General features: G+C 38.6%; 13 protein-coding genes. 5 read left to right on the top strand and 8 right to left on the bottom strand.

Features of this window, described 5'->3' with window-relative positions; translation table 11 throughout:
- Positions 1–10: 10 nt before the first annotated feature.
- The 4 genes from MMP72_RS00380 to ybaK all read right to left on the bottom strand — a co-directional run bounded on the left by MMP72_RS00380 (position 11) and on the right by ybaK (position 5,884).
- Positions 11–1,828: an IucA/IucC family protein gene (locus tag MMP72_RS00380; RefSeq protein WP_241313704.1), complete on the bottom strand. Its 1,818-nt coding sequence runs from the start codon at positions 1,826–1,828 to the stop codon at positions 11–13.
- Positions 1,825–3,306 (bottom strand): SidA/IucD/PvdA family monooxygenase, encoded by a 1,482-nt coding sequence (locus tag MMP72_RS00375; protein ID WP_241313703.1) that lies wholly within the window; start codon positions 3,304–3,306, stop codon positions 1,825–1,827. The genes MMP72_RS00380 and MMP72_RS00375 overlap by 4 nt, the downstream gene beginning before the upstream one ends.
- The gene (locus MMP72_RS00370) at positions 3,299–5,083 is read right to left on the bottom strand and encodes an IucA/IucC family protein (RefSeq protein WP_241313702.1); all 1,785 of its coding nucleotides are present in this window, start codon (positions 5,081–5,083) and stop codon (positions 3,299–3,301) included. The genes MMP72_RS00375 and MMP72_RS00370 overlap by 8 nt, the downstream gene beginning before the upstream one ends.
- Before the next feature lie 333 nt (positions 5,084–5,416).
- Positions 5,417–5,884 carry a Cys-tRNA(Pro) deacylase gene (gene ybaK / locus MMP72_RS00365; RefSeq protein WP_241313701.1) on the bottom strand — a complete coding sequence of 156 codons (468 nt, stop codon included), beginning with the start codon at positions 5,882–5,884 and terminating at the stop codon, positions 5,417–5,419.
- 165 nt (positions 5,885–6,049) lie between these two features.
- Here ybaK and MMP72_RS00360 point away from each other — a divergent pair, with 165 nt between their 5' ends.
- The 4 genes from MMP72_RS00360 to MMP72_RS00345 all read left to right on the top strand — a co-directional run bounded on the left by MMP72_RS00360 (position 6,050) and on the right by MMP72_RS00345 (position 10,670).
- Positions 6,050–6,355 carry a hypothetical protein gene (locus MMP72_RS00360; protein WP_241313700.1) on the top strand — a complete coding sequence of 102 codons (306 nt, stop codon included), beginning with the start codon at positions 6,050–6,052 and terminating at the stop codon, positions 6,353–6,355.
- Positions 6,356–6,547: 192 nt separating this feature from the next.
- Entirely contained in the window at positions 6,548–7,921 is a 1,374-nt protein-coding gene (locus MMP72_RS00355; protein ID WP_241313699.1) for an AarF/ABC1/UbiB kinase family protein, read from the top strand.
- A 237-nt stretch (positions 7,922–8,158) separates the two neighbouring features.
- Entirely contained in the window at positions 8,159–9,445 is a 1,287-nt protein-coding gene (locus MMP72_RS00350) for an acyl-CoA dehydrogenase family protein (RefSeq protein ID WP_241314000.1), read from the top strand.
- A gap of 22 nt (positions 9,446–9,467) precedes the next feature.
- Positions 9,468–10,670 (top strand): acyl-CoA dehydrogenase family protein, encoded by a 1,203-nt coding sequence (locus tag MMP72_RS00345; RefSeq protein WP_241313698.1) that lies wholly within the window; start codon positions 9,468–9,470, stop codon positions 10,668–10,670.
- 137 nt (positions 10,671–10,807) lie between these two features.
- Here the strand turns inward: MMP72_RS00345 and gorA are convergent, their stop codons facing one another.
- Positions 10,808–12,160 (bottom strand): glutathione-disulfide reductase, encoded by a 1,353-nt coding sequence (gorA, locus tag MMP72_RS00340; protein WP_241313697.1) that lies wholly within the window; start codon positions 12,158–12,160, stop codon positions 10,808–10,810.
- 158 nt (positions 12,161–12,318) lie between these two features.
- Complete coding sequence (locus MMP72_RS00335) at positions 12,319–13,563, bottom strand: alkane 1-monooxygenase (RefSeq protein ID WP_241313998.1); 1,245 nt, start codon at positions 13,561–13,563, stop codon at positions 12,319–12,321.
- 199 nt (positions 13,564–13,762) lie between these two features.
- On the opposite strand from MMP72_RS00335, the gene MMP72_RS00330 reads away from it, so the two are divergent.
- Complete coding sequence (locus MMP72_RS00330) at positions 13,763–14,695, top strand: AraC family transcriptional regulator (protein ID WP_241313696.1); 933 nt, start codon at positions 13,763–13,765, stop codon at positions 14,693–14,695.
- Between the two features lie 58 nt (positions 14,696–14,753).
- Here the strand turns inward: MMP72_RS00330 and lpxA are convergent, their stop codons facing one another.
- Positions 14,754–15,542, bottom strand: a complete 789-nt coding sequence (gene lpxA / locus MMP72_RS00325; protein ID WP_241313695.1) for an acyl-ACP--UDP-N-acetylglucosamine O-acyltransferase — start codon at positions 15,540–15,542, stop codon at positions 14,754–14,756.
- Positions 15,539–16,024, bottom strand: a complete 486-nt coding sequence (gene fabZ, locus MMP72_RS00320) for a 3-hydroxyacyl-ACP dehydratase FabZ (RefSeq protein WP_004670975.1) — start codon at positions 16,022–16,024, stop codon at positions 15,539–15,541. The genes lpxA and fabZ overlap by 4 nt, the downstream gene beginning before the upstream one ends.
- Position 16,025 lies beyond the last annotated feature (1 nt).

Here is a 16,025-nt window from a genome sequence, read left to right as displayed (position 1 = left end):
AGAAGAAGATTTAACCCGCTTTAGATTCAGCTTGCTGAGCTGCCCATTCAGCCAATGTTTCAGGACTGACTGGATTTGCGATTGGATCAAGGAAAACAGGCACTGGACGCTCTGCTTCATCGTTATAACTGGTGGTAAATAAGCGAACACGATTCAAACAAATTTTGGTGTAGGTTGGGCGCAACATGGCAAATTTTTCAGCACGTTCAGCCAGTTCTGGATGTTGTTGATTAAACTCAACAATGGTATTTGAAATGGTATTCCAGAAATCGAGTTCGGAATATTCAGGGTAATCTTGCAAGAACACATTACAGATATAACGGTAATGCACCATGAATAAACCAGTGAAAATAAAGTGGCTTAAATCAGTTGCCTCATGACGTAATAACAAGTCGCCTTCAGATGGCAGTTGAGCCAATTCAGGGAAATCTTCATCAACCAAATTGATGTCATCAATGAAGTCCTTTAATACCAATGCTTTCGGCACACCATTTTCATGTACCAGCATGGTGTTTTCACCGTGTGGAGAAAATGCCAAACCGTAACGATATAGACAAAGCAATAATGGGCTTAGCGATACTTTTGCAAATTGTGCTAACCATTCCAAAGGACTTAAACCTGAAGCTTGGATCAACACATTTAAAATAGATTGACCTGAAATATCTCGGTGCAATAATGCAGCTTGAGATAACACTTGCTGAGATGAATCAACATAGCGATCGACACTTTCACGCCACAAGCAACCAAATAGCTCTTTAAATTGGTAAGGCGCACCTTCAATTCGGTCAAAACACGGTTGGTGAATGGTTAAGGTCGCAACTTCCCCCAAGAAAATCACGCCAGTTTTCTGTAGGTCTTGATCTTGCTGATGAATTTGCTTTAACCAAGCGGTCACTGCTGGGGCTGCAAGATTACGCTTTGATGGTAATCCGCGATAAACGGCAGTATTAAAAATACTGACAGGCAGCTTAATGTAATGACGTTGTAGGTTTGATGTATTGCATAATGTGCGGATAGACTGCATTGGCACATAGCTATCTTGGCTAATATTCAATTCAATGATTTTCTGGTCTACAATTTCATTGGCATAGGTTGGAACTAACCATTGATGCCATTGCCAAGCATGCACGGGAATCAAAAAGTAATTTTGTGGATCTAAATTCTTTGTTTTAAGAATATTGATGAACTGTTGAAGTTCATTCGCATCAAACTCGTGTTGATACAAACCACAAGCATCCCATTGTTCAGTACTACGATACTTAGCTAAATCACGATGTACCGCCAGCCATAGCACTTTAACTTCAGGTGAAAGTTCTGGTGCAGAAGTTAAATAATCATCATAACCAAAACCCATGCGCCCTTTACTCATAATCAGCCAAGGATGACCACGTAGCATACCTTCAACTTTATAATGTGGTTCAGTCAGAATCGCAGCGCTTGGCAAACGCGTTTCATTAAACAGATGTGCTTCTGCCAACCACGTATTATTCATTTCTTTAATTAGATACGCTTTGGTGAATGGCTTTACATTGGAGCTGTTAGACATTGCGACTATAAACTCATGCAAGTTCCAAGCAGGTTGATGATGCTCTTGACCATCAGTTACATCTCGTACAGATCCTTCCTGAATATTCCAGTGTCCAAGTAAATATTGATGACCTTGGAATTGATAATGACGATTGCCTAGATCTAACTGATAGCATCCCTCTGACAAGGCTTTAACTTCAATAATTTCTTCATAAAGAAACTCTGCAATCGCCATTTCAATGAGACGCTGTCCTGCGGCACGCCATTGCTGCTGATTAATTTTTAAAGTTGCAAAGTTCATATCAGTTTCTCATAAGTTGAGTGCACAGAAGCAGTTTGTGTCCGTGTATTTGCACAACGGCTACTTGAATGTGTCGTAATCGTGCTCTGTTCTGTTTTCTTTAAAATTGAATGGTTTTTGCTAACAGCTTTTTCACAGAAACAGTCTTCCGACAAGGCCTTGTCATCTGCTATGCAAATTTTAGGATTTTGAGAGAGATTAAAATGTTGGAAGGTTTGCGCTTGCTGACCAAGTTCATAAAGCGACTCACCAAGCAATTGATTGATAATCATCGCTGCACGATAAGCGCCAAGACCTAAATCAGGTGTACCTACACCATGGCTATGCATTTCCTGATTTTGAACAAAAATATTGCCATTCAGGTGATGCACAACACGATAATCCTCTGTAATTTGCCAACGCTGTTTATGGTCAAATTCAATATAAGGCTTAAGTAACTGCATAAAACCGAAGTCAGGCGTAAAGTAACCTGTTGCCGCCACCACAAAATCACAGTCGAGATGGAATACCTGTGCCGTAGCACTATGCTGGAAATGCAATCGAATTTTTTGCGTATCTAATACTTCCGCGTCTGTTAAATCACACTGGCTATGTAAATGTGTCTGTAAACTTTGCCCAGCAATGCTACGGTGATAAAGTTTCTGATAGATTTCTCGAATGGTTCTTGCGCTAATCCCCTTATACAACAATGCCTGTTGCTGCAATTGTTGCTCTTTCTTCTCAGCTGGCAAATCATAAAAATGCTGAGCATAGTCTGGGCTAAAGTGTTCCAGTCCCAATGGCGCATATTCCATTGGGAAGAAACCTTGGGAACGTGTAAACCAGTGTAAGTCGAACTGATGATTTACCTCTTCTTGCTGTTCGCCAAACAAATCAATAAAGACTTCCGCTGCGGATTGTCCAGAACCAAGTACGACTACATCGCCGTGTAAATCTGCATCGGCATGTGTCATATACTGTGCTGAATGGAGGCATTTCTGGGGCTGCTGTTGTTGAACTTTTGCCAAGCATTCAGGCAAATATGGTGCGTTACCACTACCAATGACTAAATGACGGCATAAATAACTTTGTTGAATGCCTTGGGATTCAACTATTACTTTAAAACCAATGGTTTGAGGTTCAATTTTCAAAACACGCGATTGGTATTCGATACAATCAAGCTGCTCTGCAACCCATTGGCAATAATGATTGTATTCACAACGCGGAATATGTGGCTGCTCTAGAAAATAGAACTTATATAGACGTTGCTGATGACGCAGATAATTTAAGAAACTGAATGGACTGGTTGGGTCGACCATAGAAACCAGATCAGCCATAAACGGAACTTGTAGTACCGTATTGGGTAACTGCATTCCCGCATGCCAATCAAACTGTGCTTTCTGTTCAAAAAAACAATATTTAAGATCACTTTTATCTTGCAACAAGCTGGCAAGACTTAAATTAAATGGACCAAGCCCAATCCCAATAAAATCAAGCATAACTGACATCCTTCTGTGAAATACGCAGTGGATTTGGCAGTTGTACATAAACAGATTGATTTTCTACAGGCGCAATTAATTCATCAAGTTCATGTAAACGGGTTAATAAATTGCCTTTATAAGGTAAGGTGTCATTAAACAATAAACCTTGTAATAAAGTACTCTCAGGATATTGCTGCAACTGATCTTGTAAGAACATTTTTAGATGCTCAAGCAATTCATCCTCAGTGATATAGCCCGTCGCACCAATTGCATTGATAATGCCAAATAAAGTATTGCCAAAGAAATAATAACTAAACCGCTCATCCACAAAAGCTTTAGGACCAACAGCAAAGGCTTTCTCTTTAAGCTCAGGTAGCACCGCTAAAATTTCAGTAGCAAACTCTTCGATGTAATAAAAACCTTGGTTATCACGCAGCCATAAGTTCTTCGGGAAATGATTTTCGAGCTCTATTAAGACATTTTGCTGATGTGATTCAAATGCCATACCATAGCGATGGTACACATACATCAAGGGTTGTAGACTGACTTCAAGGAAGCGATTGAACCAATCTAAAGCAATCTCTGAAAAATCGGTTTCATGGTTTGCTTTGGCAATTTTTGCGAAAAGTGCGTTAAAACGATTTAATGATTTACTTGGATGATCTTGGCACAGTGATGCAATACACGTAATTTGCTGTTGCGGATGGAAAGGTTGATCACGAAAAATACAAATACTTTCATTCAGCACTTCTTCGTCAATTTTTAGAGCAATCCAAGCAGGATCATTCACTGCTTTTAAACTTGGACATTGTTCTAGAATATTTTGACCCAGCTCACTATGCCATAAACGATGCGTTAATTCGCCACGATGGCATTCTTTGGCTAAATTTATACGGATTGAATTGGTAATCATCACCGAAAGTGACGGCTTCACCATCCACGGTGCATTGAAACTTGCGAGTGTCCGAATCGAAGTAGTCGGAGAAAATTGCCAACCACGCAAACCCAAGTCAATCAGTTGGCCTGTTTGCTTCAGACGCTCAAACCAAGGCTTGCTTTGCAAATAGCGGGCTTGCCATGGATGTAATGGAAGTAATTTATATTCTGTGTGGGTCTTTAGCAGATTGAGATCATTTTCAGACAAATACCACTGTAGAGCTGTTTTTAATTGATCTGAAATACGTTCATCAATGGCATTGCCTTCAGCAATATAGTCCTGATGAACCAGCCAATAATGGAGCTGTGTCTTACCTTTATGTTCAGGTGAGAACTTTAACCAATCTTCATGAACAAAACCTGTTCTACTTTTTGGTGCTGGATGCATGCTATGCCCCAAAATCAGAGCCTGCTCCGTTTCAATAAAACTTTGCCCAGCTTTCACCAAATCATCAAACTCATGCTTACGATTTTGTAAAAATTGCTGCAAGGCATCCCGACTTTGAATCCATTTTTCAATTAAAGAAGCTGCATCTAATGGAATAGAAGACTCAAAAACCAGTTCTTCAAGCAATAGCCCAACGATTGCGACTGGGCTAAAAGACTTGATTTGTGCGTGAATAATAATTTGTGGAAGATCTGCTAGGCGGTGTCGCCCGACGCGACTGACATAAGATAAAGGAAAATTACATTGAGCTTGAATAGAATGGATAGGAATTGATAACAGCGTCAAACCTTGGCTAAACGCTTGTTGTTGTGGACTTTGCTGACTTTTATCTAGCAAGTGACCTTTGCCAGTTTCTTGCGTATATGCATTGACGAAATGTTGCATCGCCAACCGATTGGCAAGTGATTGCATCTGACTGTATCCTCTTTCAAGAGAGTTAATTTGTTTTTCGAAATGTTTTAGGCCTGAAACACGTCTTAAGCACAAGGGAGGTTATGATTAAGATTAATTCAATGATAATCATTATCATTTATATTTTCAATGCAATAATAGAACTTGTTAAATCATGATTTAAATAGTTGAATAGAAATAACTTTATTTGAGCAATGACATGAGCTAGATACAAAAGATAATAATTCTTCTCATCAAATAAAATGATAATTTTTTTATTTTTAATAGTTTCTATAGATATGAAAATCTTATAATAAATAAGGTATTAGGGTTCTTAATGCCTTTTTATACATTTTAGCCATCTAAAACATCATTAAAAGTTGCGCCAAGTAACTTTGCTAGGTCTTGTGGATTAACCCCAATATCCAGTCCCCTCTTACCACCACTCACATAAATCTTATCAAAAGTATTCGCGGTTACATCAATCACCGTTTTTAAGCGTTTCTTTTGTCCTAATGGACTAATTCCACCCACTAAATAGCCTGTTAAACGTTCTGCATCTTTAGGATTTGCCATCTGTAATTTCTTACAGCCTACTGCTGTGGCAACTTTTTTAAGGTTCAACTGATGATTTACAGGTAACACCGCAATAAAATAATTCTTTTCATCCGTAACCATGAGGGTTTTAAACACTTCTTCAACGTTTAAATTCAGCTTTTCTGCGGCTTCTAAACCAAAACTTTTGGCATTAGTGTCATGCTCATATTCATGAATTGAGAAGGCTATTTTATTTTTTTCCAATAATTTACAGGCTGGTGTCATGGTGGCTCAGTATTCTTTATTTCGATTTTAAAAGTGGTATTAGTATAGCATTTTGATTTAAATGATTAAATTTGCTTAGGCTATTTTAAACATAAATCTATTCTTGATAAATCTCACACCATCCTCATATATTTCTTAAATGTAAAGGATTCGGTACAGCAACTCATGAGCTACAAACACAACAATTTAATGGCAATGCGCCAAAATTATTGGGAAGATGAATCTTCTGCTGCTGTACAAGCTGAAAAGCAATTTCTAAAAGATACCTTGATTGAAGAAGGTATTTTTCAGAATGCGACGCTAGAAGACACTAAATATTTCTTCTTCACCCTGCCGAGCATCATTATTGTTAAAGCACATGCCCTTGGTTTTCATCATAGCTACGTCAAACAAATGTTGATTAAGCATATTGATTCTAACCGTGTTGCATTGATGCAGAAATCAACACTCAAGATTCAGTTTAAAATTTAGGACGTTTGTATAGCAATGTGAATTAAAATGTGAGTAATTTACTTAGGCTATTCTGTGCTATTGATCTGTTTCACAAATTTAGACTGATAATTCAAACGATTGAACTATTTTAATACGTTTAAAAGCTGTAATATCCACTACAATTTAGCTCTCAGCTTCACCCCTTCGATTTCAGCATAGGATTTTTCTTTCATGTCCGATCAGAACGATAAGCTTAAGAACCTGAAAACCTCGTCTGTGGATCGTCGCTTATCGATCGCAAAAGCTTCTTTACTTGCTGGCACACGTTGGGCAACAGCTAACGCGACTTCTATGTTTTCCAATGAACAAGAAAAAGAGAAAAAACGTAAAAAAGCCATGAGTGATCAAGCCAATTACCTCGTCGCAGAAATTGGTAAGCTCAAAGGTTCAATCGTTAAGATTGGACAAATGATGGCGTTGTATGGCGAACATTTTTTACCTGAAGAAATCACGCAAGCATTGAATACGCTTAACAACCAAACGGTAGCGTTAGCTTGGCCAGCGATTAAAGTACATTTACAAGAACAATTAGGTTCGAAATTAGATGATCTGACCATTGACCATGAGCCGATCGGAACCGCTTCACTTGCACAAGTACATCGCGCTACACGTAAATCTGATGGTTTAGAGCTGGTTTTAAAAATTCAATATCCAGGTGTTGCTGAAGCAATTGATTCAGACATGAACCTGTTTAAAAACATGTTAAAACTGACTCGCATGGTGCCGCAAACACGCGAATTTGATCAATGGTTCGATGAAGTTCGTGAAATGATGCATCGTGAGGTAAATTATGGCATCGAAGCGGCGACCACTCGTCGTTTTGCTGCGCGTTTAAAAGAAGATCCTCGTTACATCGTTCCTCAAATCGTAAATGATTTTTGTGCTGAAAAAGTGCTCTGTATGACGTTTGAGCGTGGCGTGCCTATTAACAGCCCTGTTATGCTCTCTCTACCTCAAGAACGTAGAAACCAACTAGGTGAAGCGTCTCTAGAAATTGCTGTACGTGAACTGTTCGAATGGGGTGAAATGCAGACTGATCCAAATTTTGGTAATTATTTGGTTCGTTTAGGCAATGGTGATGATGTAAGAGATAAGATCGTTTTACTTGATTTTGGTGCAATTCGCCAATTTGATGACAATTTGCTTTCTGTGGCACGTAATCTAATTCAAGCAGGTTATGAGCATGACAAAAATGCAATGGTCAAAGCCATGACTGGCTATGAATTCTTTGATGGCATGCCTGAAAGTATTAAACCAGGCATGGCAGATGTCTTTCTTGTTGCGACGGAAGCATTTAGCTGTCCAAGTAATAATCCAAATATGCCTGTTGGTGTTATGGATGAACAGGATCGCTATGACTGGAAAAAAAGCCAGCTTCATAGTCGTGTTATGCAACAAGCGGCTCAGTCGATGGCTTCACGCTATTTCTCTGTTCCACCGAAAGAGTTTATGTTTATTAGCCGTAAATTTATCGGTGCTTATACATTTATGACCGTGATTGAAGCGAAGACCAATGTTCGTAAAATGATTCGTCAGTTTGCGTAACTCATCCTCATAAAAGTCATTTTGACCAATCTGATTTGTCAGTTTGGTCAATTTTTTTTAGATCAATTTTTTTATATTTTAATTAATTCATTAAAAAACAATTAGATATTATTAATACAACTGATAAACAACCCTTTATCTATATCCAATCAACAGGTCAAAGAAGACATAGTCTTTATCACACGAACATGTCAGCATAAAATCACAATCATCCTCTAGGATAAAATCATGTCGAATATGATGAATAAAGCTCAAGGTATTGGGCTATCTTTGATCACAAAACTTGCAGGAAGCGATGTGCTTGATCAACTCAAATTAAGAAAATTTGTAGAAAAATCATTGTATCAAGGTTCAAAAACAGGTTTTAAAGTACTTACAAAAACACAGAAAGCTTTTAAACCTCAACCCATCGATAAACAGCGCTTACCTACTCACGTCAATAAGAATTTATTTGATCTTAGTTTGACTGAAGAACAGCAAATGACTGCTGATGCAATGTCGCAATTTGCACAAGAAGTTTTGTATACACTTGCCCATGATGCTGATCACAATGCTCAGTTTCCACAAGAGCTTTGGCAACATTTAGTTGATCTAGGTCTAAACTACTATGCATTACCTGAAGCTCTAGGCGGTGTTGCTGCGGAACAAAATATTGTCAGCAATGTTCTGATTGCTGAAAGCTTAGCTAAAGGTGATTTCAGTTTAACTGCTGGGTTACTCAGTACATTTAGCGTGATTAATGCAATTACACGTTGGGGTTCAACCCAAGTTCAGAGTATGTATTTACCATGCTTTGCAGAAGACACCGATGTAACTGCAACTTTTGCATTCCAAGAAGCAACCCCTGCATTTAATCCATATCAGTTAAAAACCAAAGCAACTGAAAATAACGGTCAATTCCTCATTAATGGTGAAAAAACACTCGTTGTATTAGGTGATATTGCTGATGTATTCCTGGTTAGTGCAGAACTCAATGGTCAACCCGATATTTTCATTGTGCAATCGAATGAAAGCATTTCAATTAAAGCCAGTCCTGCCATGGGATTAAAAGCTGCTGAGACAACAACATTACGATTTAATCAGACCCCTGCTTTACGTTTAGGCGATGCAGATTTTGACTATACTGCATTTGTTGATCTAGGCAACCTGATGTGGTGTGCAATGACAGTTGGTACTTGTGACGCAATCAAAAGCTACTGTATCAAATACGCCAATGAGCGTACTGCTTTTGGTGAGCCGATCTCACATCGTCAAAGTGTTGCCTTCATGATCGCTGATATGGCGATTGAAATTGATGCAATGCGGATGTTAGTACTCAATGCTGCAAGCTTGGCAGAAGCAGGTCAACCATTCCATCGTGAAGCATATTTGGCGCGTTTACTTTGTGCTGAAAAATCAATGAAGATCGGTACAGATGGTGTACAAATCGTAGGTGGACATGGCTTTACCAAAGAACATCCAGTTGAACGCTGGTATCGTGATCTTCGTGCAACTGCAATCTTGCATTCTGGCTTACACGCTTAATTAACGACCTGAGGATAATACAATGAATTTACAAAATCCTAAAAAATTCAAAATGATGGTCGATCAAGCACATGAAGTTGCTCTGAATGTATTGCGTCCTATCTCTCGTAAATATGACAAAGCGGAACATGCCTATCCCAAAGAGCTCGACATGTTGGCTTCTTTACTTGATGGGATGAATGAAGGTGGCGAAGGTATTAATGCAGGCGCGGCTGTTGGTAAAAAACGCGGTGAAGTTGAAACGGGTAATAAAAACGGCAATAACATGTCAACTGCGCTTGGTGTCATTGAAATGTGTTATGGCGATACAGGTTTATTACTCAGTATGCCACGTCAGGGCTTAGGTAACTCAGCCATCGCTGCTGTTGCCAATGATGAGCAGCTTGAACGCTTCAAAAATACTTGGGCAGCTATGGCAATTACTGAACCAGGTTGTGGTTCAGACTCGGCAGCCATTCGTACCACTGCAACCAAAGATGGCGAGGATTACATCCTCAATGGCGAAAAAATCTTTGTGACCTCAGGTGAACGTGCCGACTCCGTTGTCGTTTGGGCGACTTTGGATAAAAAACTTGGTCGCGCTGCGATTAAGTCCTTTGTCGTTCCCAAAGGTACTGCAGGGATGAAGGTGGAGCGTTTAGAGCATAAGTTGGGGATCAAAGCATCAGATACCGCAGTAATCAGTTTTATTGACTGTCGTGTTCCTGCTGCCAATTTATTGGGCAATCCTGAGATTGATGTGGCTAAAGGTTTTGCTGGGGTGATGGAAACCTTTGACAATACACGCCCATTAGTCGCTGCGATGGCAATTGGTTGTGCTAAAGCCTCTTTAGAACGCATCAAAGAGATTTTTAAAGATCAACTTGATGCTGACTATAAAACGCCATATCTCCAAACCTCAAATTTAGCTGCCCAAATTTATCGTATGGAAGCGGAATGGGAAGCTGCTCGTTTGCTCACGTTAAAAGCTTGTTGGATGGCCGACAATAAAAAGCCAAACTCTAAAGAAGCTTCGATTGCTAAGGCAAAAGCTGGACGTGTGGGCAATGAAATTACCCTAAAATGTGTCGAGCTGGCCGCAAGTGTTGGTTATGGTGAGGATGAGTTATTGGAAAAATGGGCACGTGATTCAAAAATTCTAGATATTTTTGAGGGTACTCAGCAGATTCAGCAGTTAATCATTGCCCGTCGTGAATTGGGTAAATCATCAAGTGAATTGAAATAATTTCTGTTTGATAAAAATTCGATTAGAAAAGGCTTTCGGATCTTTTTTTAATCATTTATTTTTAAATCTAGTTTAATCTAGGATTCTATCGTAAATTAAACTAGATTTAGCCCTATCAATAATTAGGTCATTATCACCTATCTCATCGTTACAAATTCTTCCGCCGAGGTGGGATGAATGGCAACGGTATCATCAAAATCTTGCTTGGTTGCACCCATTTTTAATGCAACTGCAAAGCCTTGAAGAATCTCATCCATACCAAAACCAATCCCATGAATCCCGACAATTTTCTCATCATCCCCCACACAAACCAGTTTCATTTTGGTGGGTTGTCTATGCTGTGTAACTGCACTAAACATCGAAGTAAAAGATGAATTGTATGTTTTAACAGATTGTTTGCCATATTTTTCTATGGCTTGCTGTTCTGTTAAACCTACAGTTCCGATTGGCGGATGACTAAAGACCACTGTTGGAATATTTTCATAGTCGAGATACTCTTCTGGTTTATGATTAAATAATCTTTCTGACAATCGACGACCCGCAGCAACAGCAACAGGTGTGAGTTCCATCTTGCCTATAATATCTCCAACCGCATAAATGCCTTTTTGTGAGGTATTCTGATATTGATCAACTTCGATATAACCTCGCTTATCTAACTGAATATTGGCTTGATCAAGATTCAAGCTCTCTGTATTCGGTTCTCGTCCTGTTGCCCATATTAAGCAATCTACAGTATGTTCAGCACCATTTTCTAAATGTAAAACAATTGAACCATCTGCATTTTTAGTTACTTTTTTTGGTACAGCTTGGGTATGTACAATAATTCCATCAGTTTGCATCACTTCGAGTAAAGTCTCACTAACAAACTGATCAAAACGACGCACTGGTAAATCTTTCCGGATAAATAGTCCGACCTGAGAACCGAGAACCTTTAAAACACCTGCGAGCTCCACAGCAATATAGCCAGAACCGATGACAGCGGTTCTTTTCGGTAAAGCTGTTAACTCAAAAAAACCATTTGAATCTATACCATGTTCGACACCTTCAAGATCAGGTAAGGCTGGCTGTGTCCCTGTTGCAATTAAAATATGTTCCGCTGTATAGCGCTCAGCATTGACTTCAATAGTATTTTTATTGATAAAACCAGCAACACCCTGAATTATATCAACTTGATTCTTACTTAGGCTATTTTGATAAGATTGATGAATCCGCTCGATATAAGCTTGCCTATTCTTAATTAAAGTCTGCCAGTCAAATGACTCTAGTTTGTTATTGAAGCCATAGTCAGTTGCATATTTTTGAATAGTTTCTGCCACTTGTGCGGCATACCACATGACTTTTTTAGGTACACACCCCACATTGACACAAGTCCCACCTATTTCGCCCTGTTCAATCAAGGCACATTTTTTACCATACATGGCTGCTCGATTAACCGATGCAATACCACCACTGCCACCACCGATCACAATATAATCATAATGTTTTGTCATTTCAGCCTCTTGAAATCTATTACAAGATTTTTTAGTTCTACGTTATAGGTATACAGTAAGCGTAATTAAAATCAGTTCTTTTTTATTTTTTTAATACAAGAAAATAAAAAAGCACCAATCATTACTGATCAGTGCCTCTAGTTTTTGGAGACTTAAATTTAGTCTGTAACCGCAACTTCAATTGATGCCTGTTCTAAAGACTGATCTACGACACCAAATTTTTTGAAAATTTTAGCACGACGTTTTGGATAGATATTGGCTTTATTTAAGTCACCTTTGTAGTGATCAAATACTCGCTTATCCATCATTTTAGCCCATAATGGTGGAATTAATGCAGGAAGTAACATGCTTGCATAACCACTTGGCAATTCTGGTGCTTCATCAAAATGACGTAATGCTTGGAATGGGCGTGTCGGATAAGCATGATGGTCAGAGTGACGTTGCAACTGATACAGGAATAAGTTGGTCACAATATTGTTATTGTTCCAGCTATGTTCTGGCATGGTACGTTCATATTTGCCATCCGCCTTCTTCTGACGTTTTAAACCATAATGTTCAATATAGTTAATAATTTCAAATAGCGTAATGCTATAAAATGCTTGAGAAATGAGATAAGGAGTCACACCCTTACCAAAAATGCCAATCATAGACGCATGAAATGCAGCGGTCATGCTCCAGCCTTGCAACAGCTCATTATCCTTAGACCAAAACTCTTTACCCTTACGTTTTAAACGTGTGGTTTCAATCTCAATCGCTGATTTAAATGAACCAAAAACGGTACGTGGCCAAAACTCATAAAATGTTTCACCCATTTGCGAAGATGCAGGATCTTCTGGAGTCGCAGCACGTTTATGGTGTCCGTATGGATGCTCAATACGGAAATGGTTATAACCTGATGGTACCAAAGCCAAATGTGACAAAATGTGATCAATACGATCAGATTTGTGGCTCAATTCATGTGCAGTATTAATCGCAATCCCATTGACCGCACCCATTGAAACACCAAGTAAGATTTTATCAATGAATGATGTTTCTTTTCTGCTGGTTAAATAACAGGCGTAAATATTTGCTGCATACTGTAGCGGAATAAAGCTTTTTACTAAACGAGCGTAGTATGGGTCTTTTTCTAAAAGCTTAATATCTTCTTCAGTTGGATTATTTGCATCTTTCCCAATGATTGTATCAATTGCTGGGATGACAATATGAAGAACAATCGGCCCACCCAATGCAAAGACTTTCTTCAACGGACGAGGTGCAAATTGATAACCTGCTAAGATTCCAATTCCAATGGCAGGTAAAGCTGGACTAATAGCCCATAAGTAACGTTTACGATCCAACGCTGTCTTTGATTTTGGAATGCTTACTGGCGTAAGTTCTTGCTCAACATTTACTGGCGCATTCATCATCTTTTCCATGTCTTTTCTATATACTTATATTTTCTAGGAAAATGTATTAGATGACAGTTGCAAGCGTCCAAAAAACCTATGTTAAAGTCTTTGGCATATTTCTGCCTGTTTTTGTCCTATAAGCACATAAACACGTATTGAGTTATCTCCATAGCGCTCTATAATTTAAGAATAACTACATCATGTAAAAAATCATATGGATGCCCTAAGTAAAATTTTTGCTGATATTCATTTAAATCACACTGAATATATCTACTTGAAAACTCAAGGAGAATGGAGTTTTTTTTGCCAAGATCAAACGGCATTGATTGTACATATTGTTTTGGTCGGTTCGGTTTATATTCAAATTGATGCTCAGAACAGCTTAACTGCTCATGCTGGTGAAATTGTGCTTATACCTTCAGGAAAAGCACATATTGGTGCAGACAATGCAATTACCAAACTCGTTGATGCGATTGATATTTCAAAATTCTTCGATGGCCACAAAGAGGATGCCTTAGAGTTTGGTACAGAGTCTTCAAATAAAAATCTAATTTTAACCATACGCTGTCAAATCGACACCATCATGGCACGCCCCTTTGTTCAAGCTCTTCCACCATTAATTCATCTACAAAAAGGTGATGCGACTGCCCCTGAATGGTTACAAATAGGATTGCATTTTCTTGCATTAGAAACCCAGAATATTCAGGCAGGTCGAGACATTATTATTGACCACTTGGTTAATATTTTATTAATCAAATGTATCCGTGATCATATCCAGCAAATATCGACACAACATGGTTGGCTCAGCGCTCTCAATCATCCTGAACTCAGTAATAGTTTGGCTGCGATTCATAACCATCCTGAAGATGCTTGGACAGTCGAATTATTGGCAGAACAATGCTGCATGTCACGCTCAAAGTTTGCCAGTTTATTTCATGAAGTCATCGGTGAATCACCACTTGCCTATTTACAACAACATCGGATGCGTTTAGCCAGCCAATATCTACGCAAAAGCAGTTATTCGATTCAACAAATTGCGAATAAAGTAGGATATTCTTCTGAAACTGCCTTTAGCCAAGCATTTAAAAGAACCTTTGAATTATCCCCTAAACAATATAGACAACAATTTGTGGAAGAAGAAAATTGAATACAAAAAAGACACCTACATTGGGTGTCTTTCTTATCAGTCAATAGACTTTAATCGATTAACGTACGATACCACGTGTTGATTTCTCTAAGGAATCAATAAACAATTGTGCTTCTGGTGTATTCACCAATATCTCATTACGAATTTGTTCGACAGCCTGCTCAGAGGTAAGACCTGACTTATAAATCAATTTATATGCGGCTCTTAGACCTTGAATCGTATCTCTGGACCAACCTTTACGTCGCATACCTTCAATATTCATACCATATGCATGCGCTGGATTTCCTGATGCCATCACATAAGCAGGCACATCTTTAAGAATCAACGCAGCACCACCAATCATACTATATGAATCAATGCGGCAAAATTGATGAATTCCAGCATTACCGCCGACAATGATATGGTCACCGACATGAACATGTCCCGCAACGCCTACATTATTGGCAAAAATATTGTGATTTCCAATCACGCAATCATGTGCGATATGCGTATTCACCATAAAGAGGTTATGACTACCAATCTTGGTAATACCTTGATCCTGAACTGTACCTCGATGTAATGTACAATGTTCACGGATCGCATTATGATCACCAATTTCCAACCAAGTTTCTTCACCTTGATATTTCAAATCTTGGCAAATTTCCCCAACACTAGAGAATTGGAAAATATCATTATTTTTACCAATCCGTGTAAAACCACCAATCACTACATGTGAGTGTAATTTTGTCCCCGTGTCAATACTTACATTTGGACCTACAATACAATACGGTCCAATCTGCACATCTGATGCGATTTCTGCAGATGGATCGATAATTGCTGTAGGATGTATTAAATTTTGACTACTCATGCCTGCTCAATTTTTTGGTGTGAAATAATAATCTCTGCCGTTGCAGCGATAATACCGTCAACGCTTGCAGTACAATTGTACTTGTAAATGCCGCGTTTTTGCATAACAAGTTCAGATTTTAAGATAAGCTGGTCACCTGCAACAACCTGTTTCTTAAATCTTATTTTTTCTGCACCAGCAAATAAGAACAATGAACCCGCTTTTGGCTTTTGATTGGTTAATACAAAACCAAGTATACCAGAGACCTGAGCTAAAGCTTCAATGATCAATACACCAGGCATAATCGGATAAGTTGGGAAATGCCCTTGAAGAAACTCTTCATTAATTGACACATTTTTATAACCGACAATGCTGTTTTCAGTCACTTCAGTTACACGATCGACTAATAGAAAAGGATAGCGATGAGGTAAATATTCTCGAATAGTAAGAATATCCATTGGCAATTCAGGCATTGTAAATGTTGGTAATGTAGATTCGGTCATA

This window comes from Acinetobacter sp. NIPH 2699, from assembly GCF_022549355.1.
Lineage (GTDB): Bacteria > Pseudomonadota > Gammaproteobacteria > Pseudomonadales > Moraxellaceae > Acinetobacter.
This window is presented reverse-complemented; position numbering and strand designations above follow the sequence as displayed.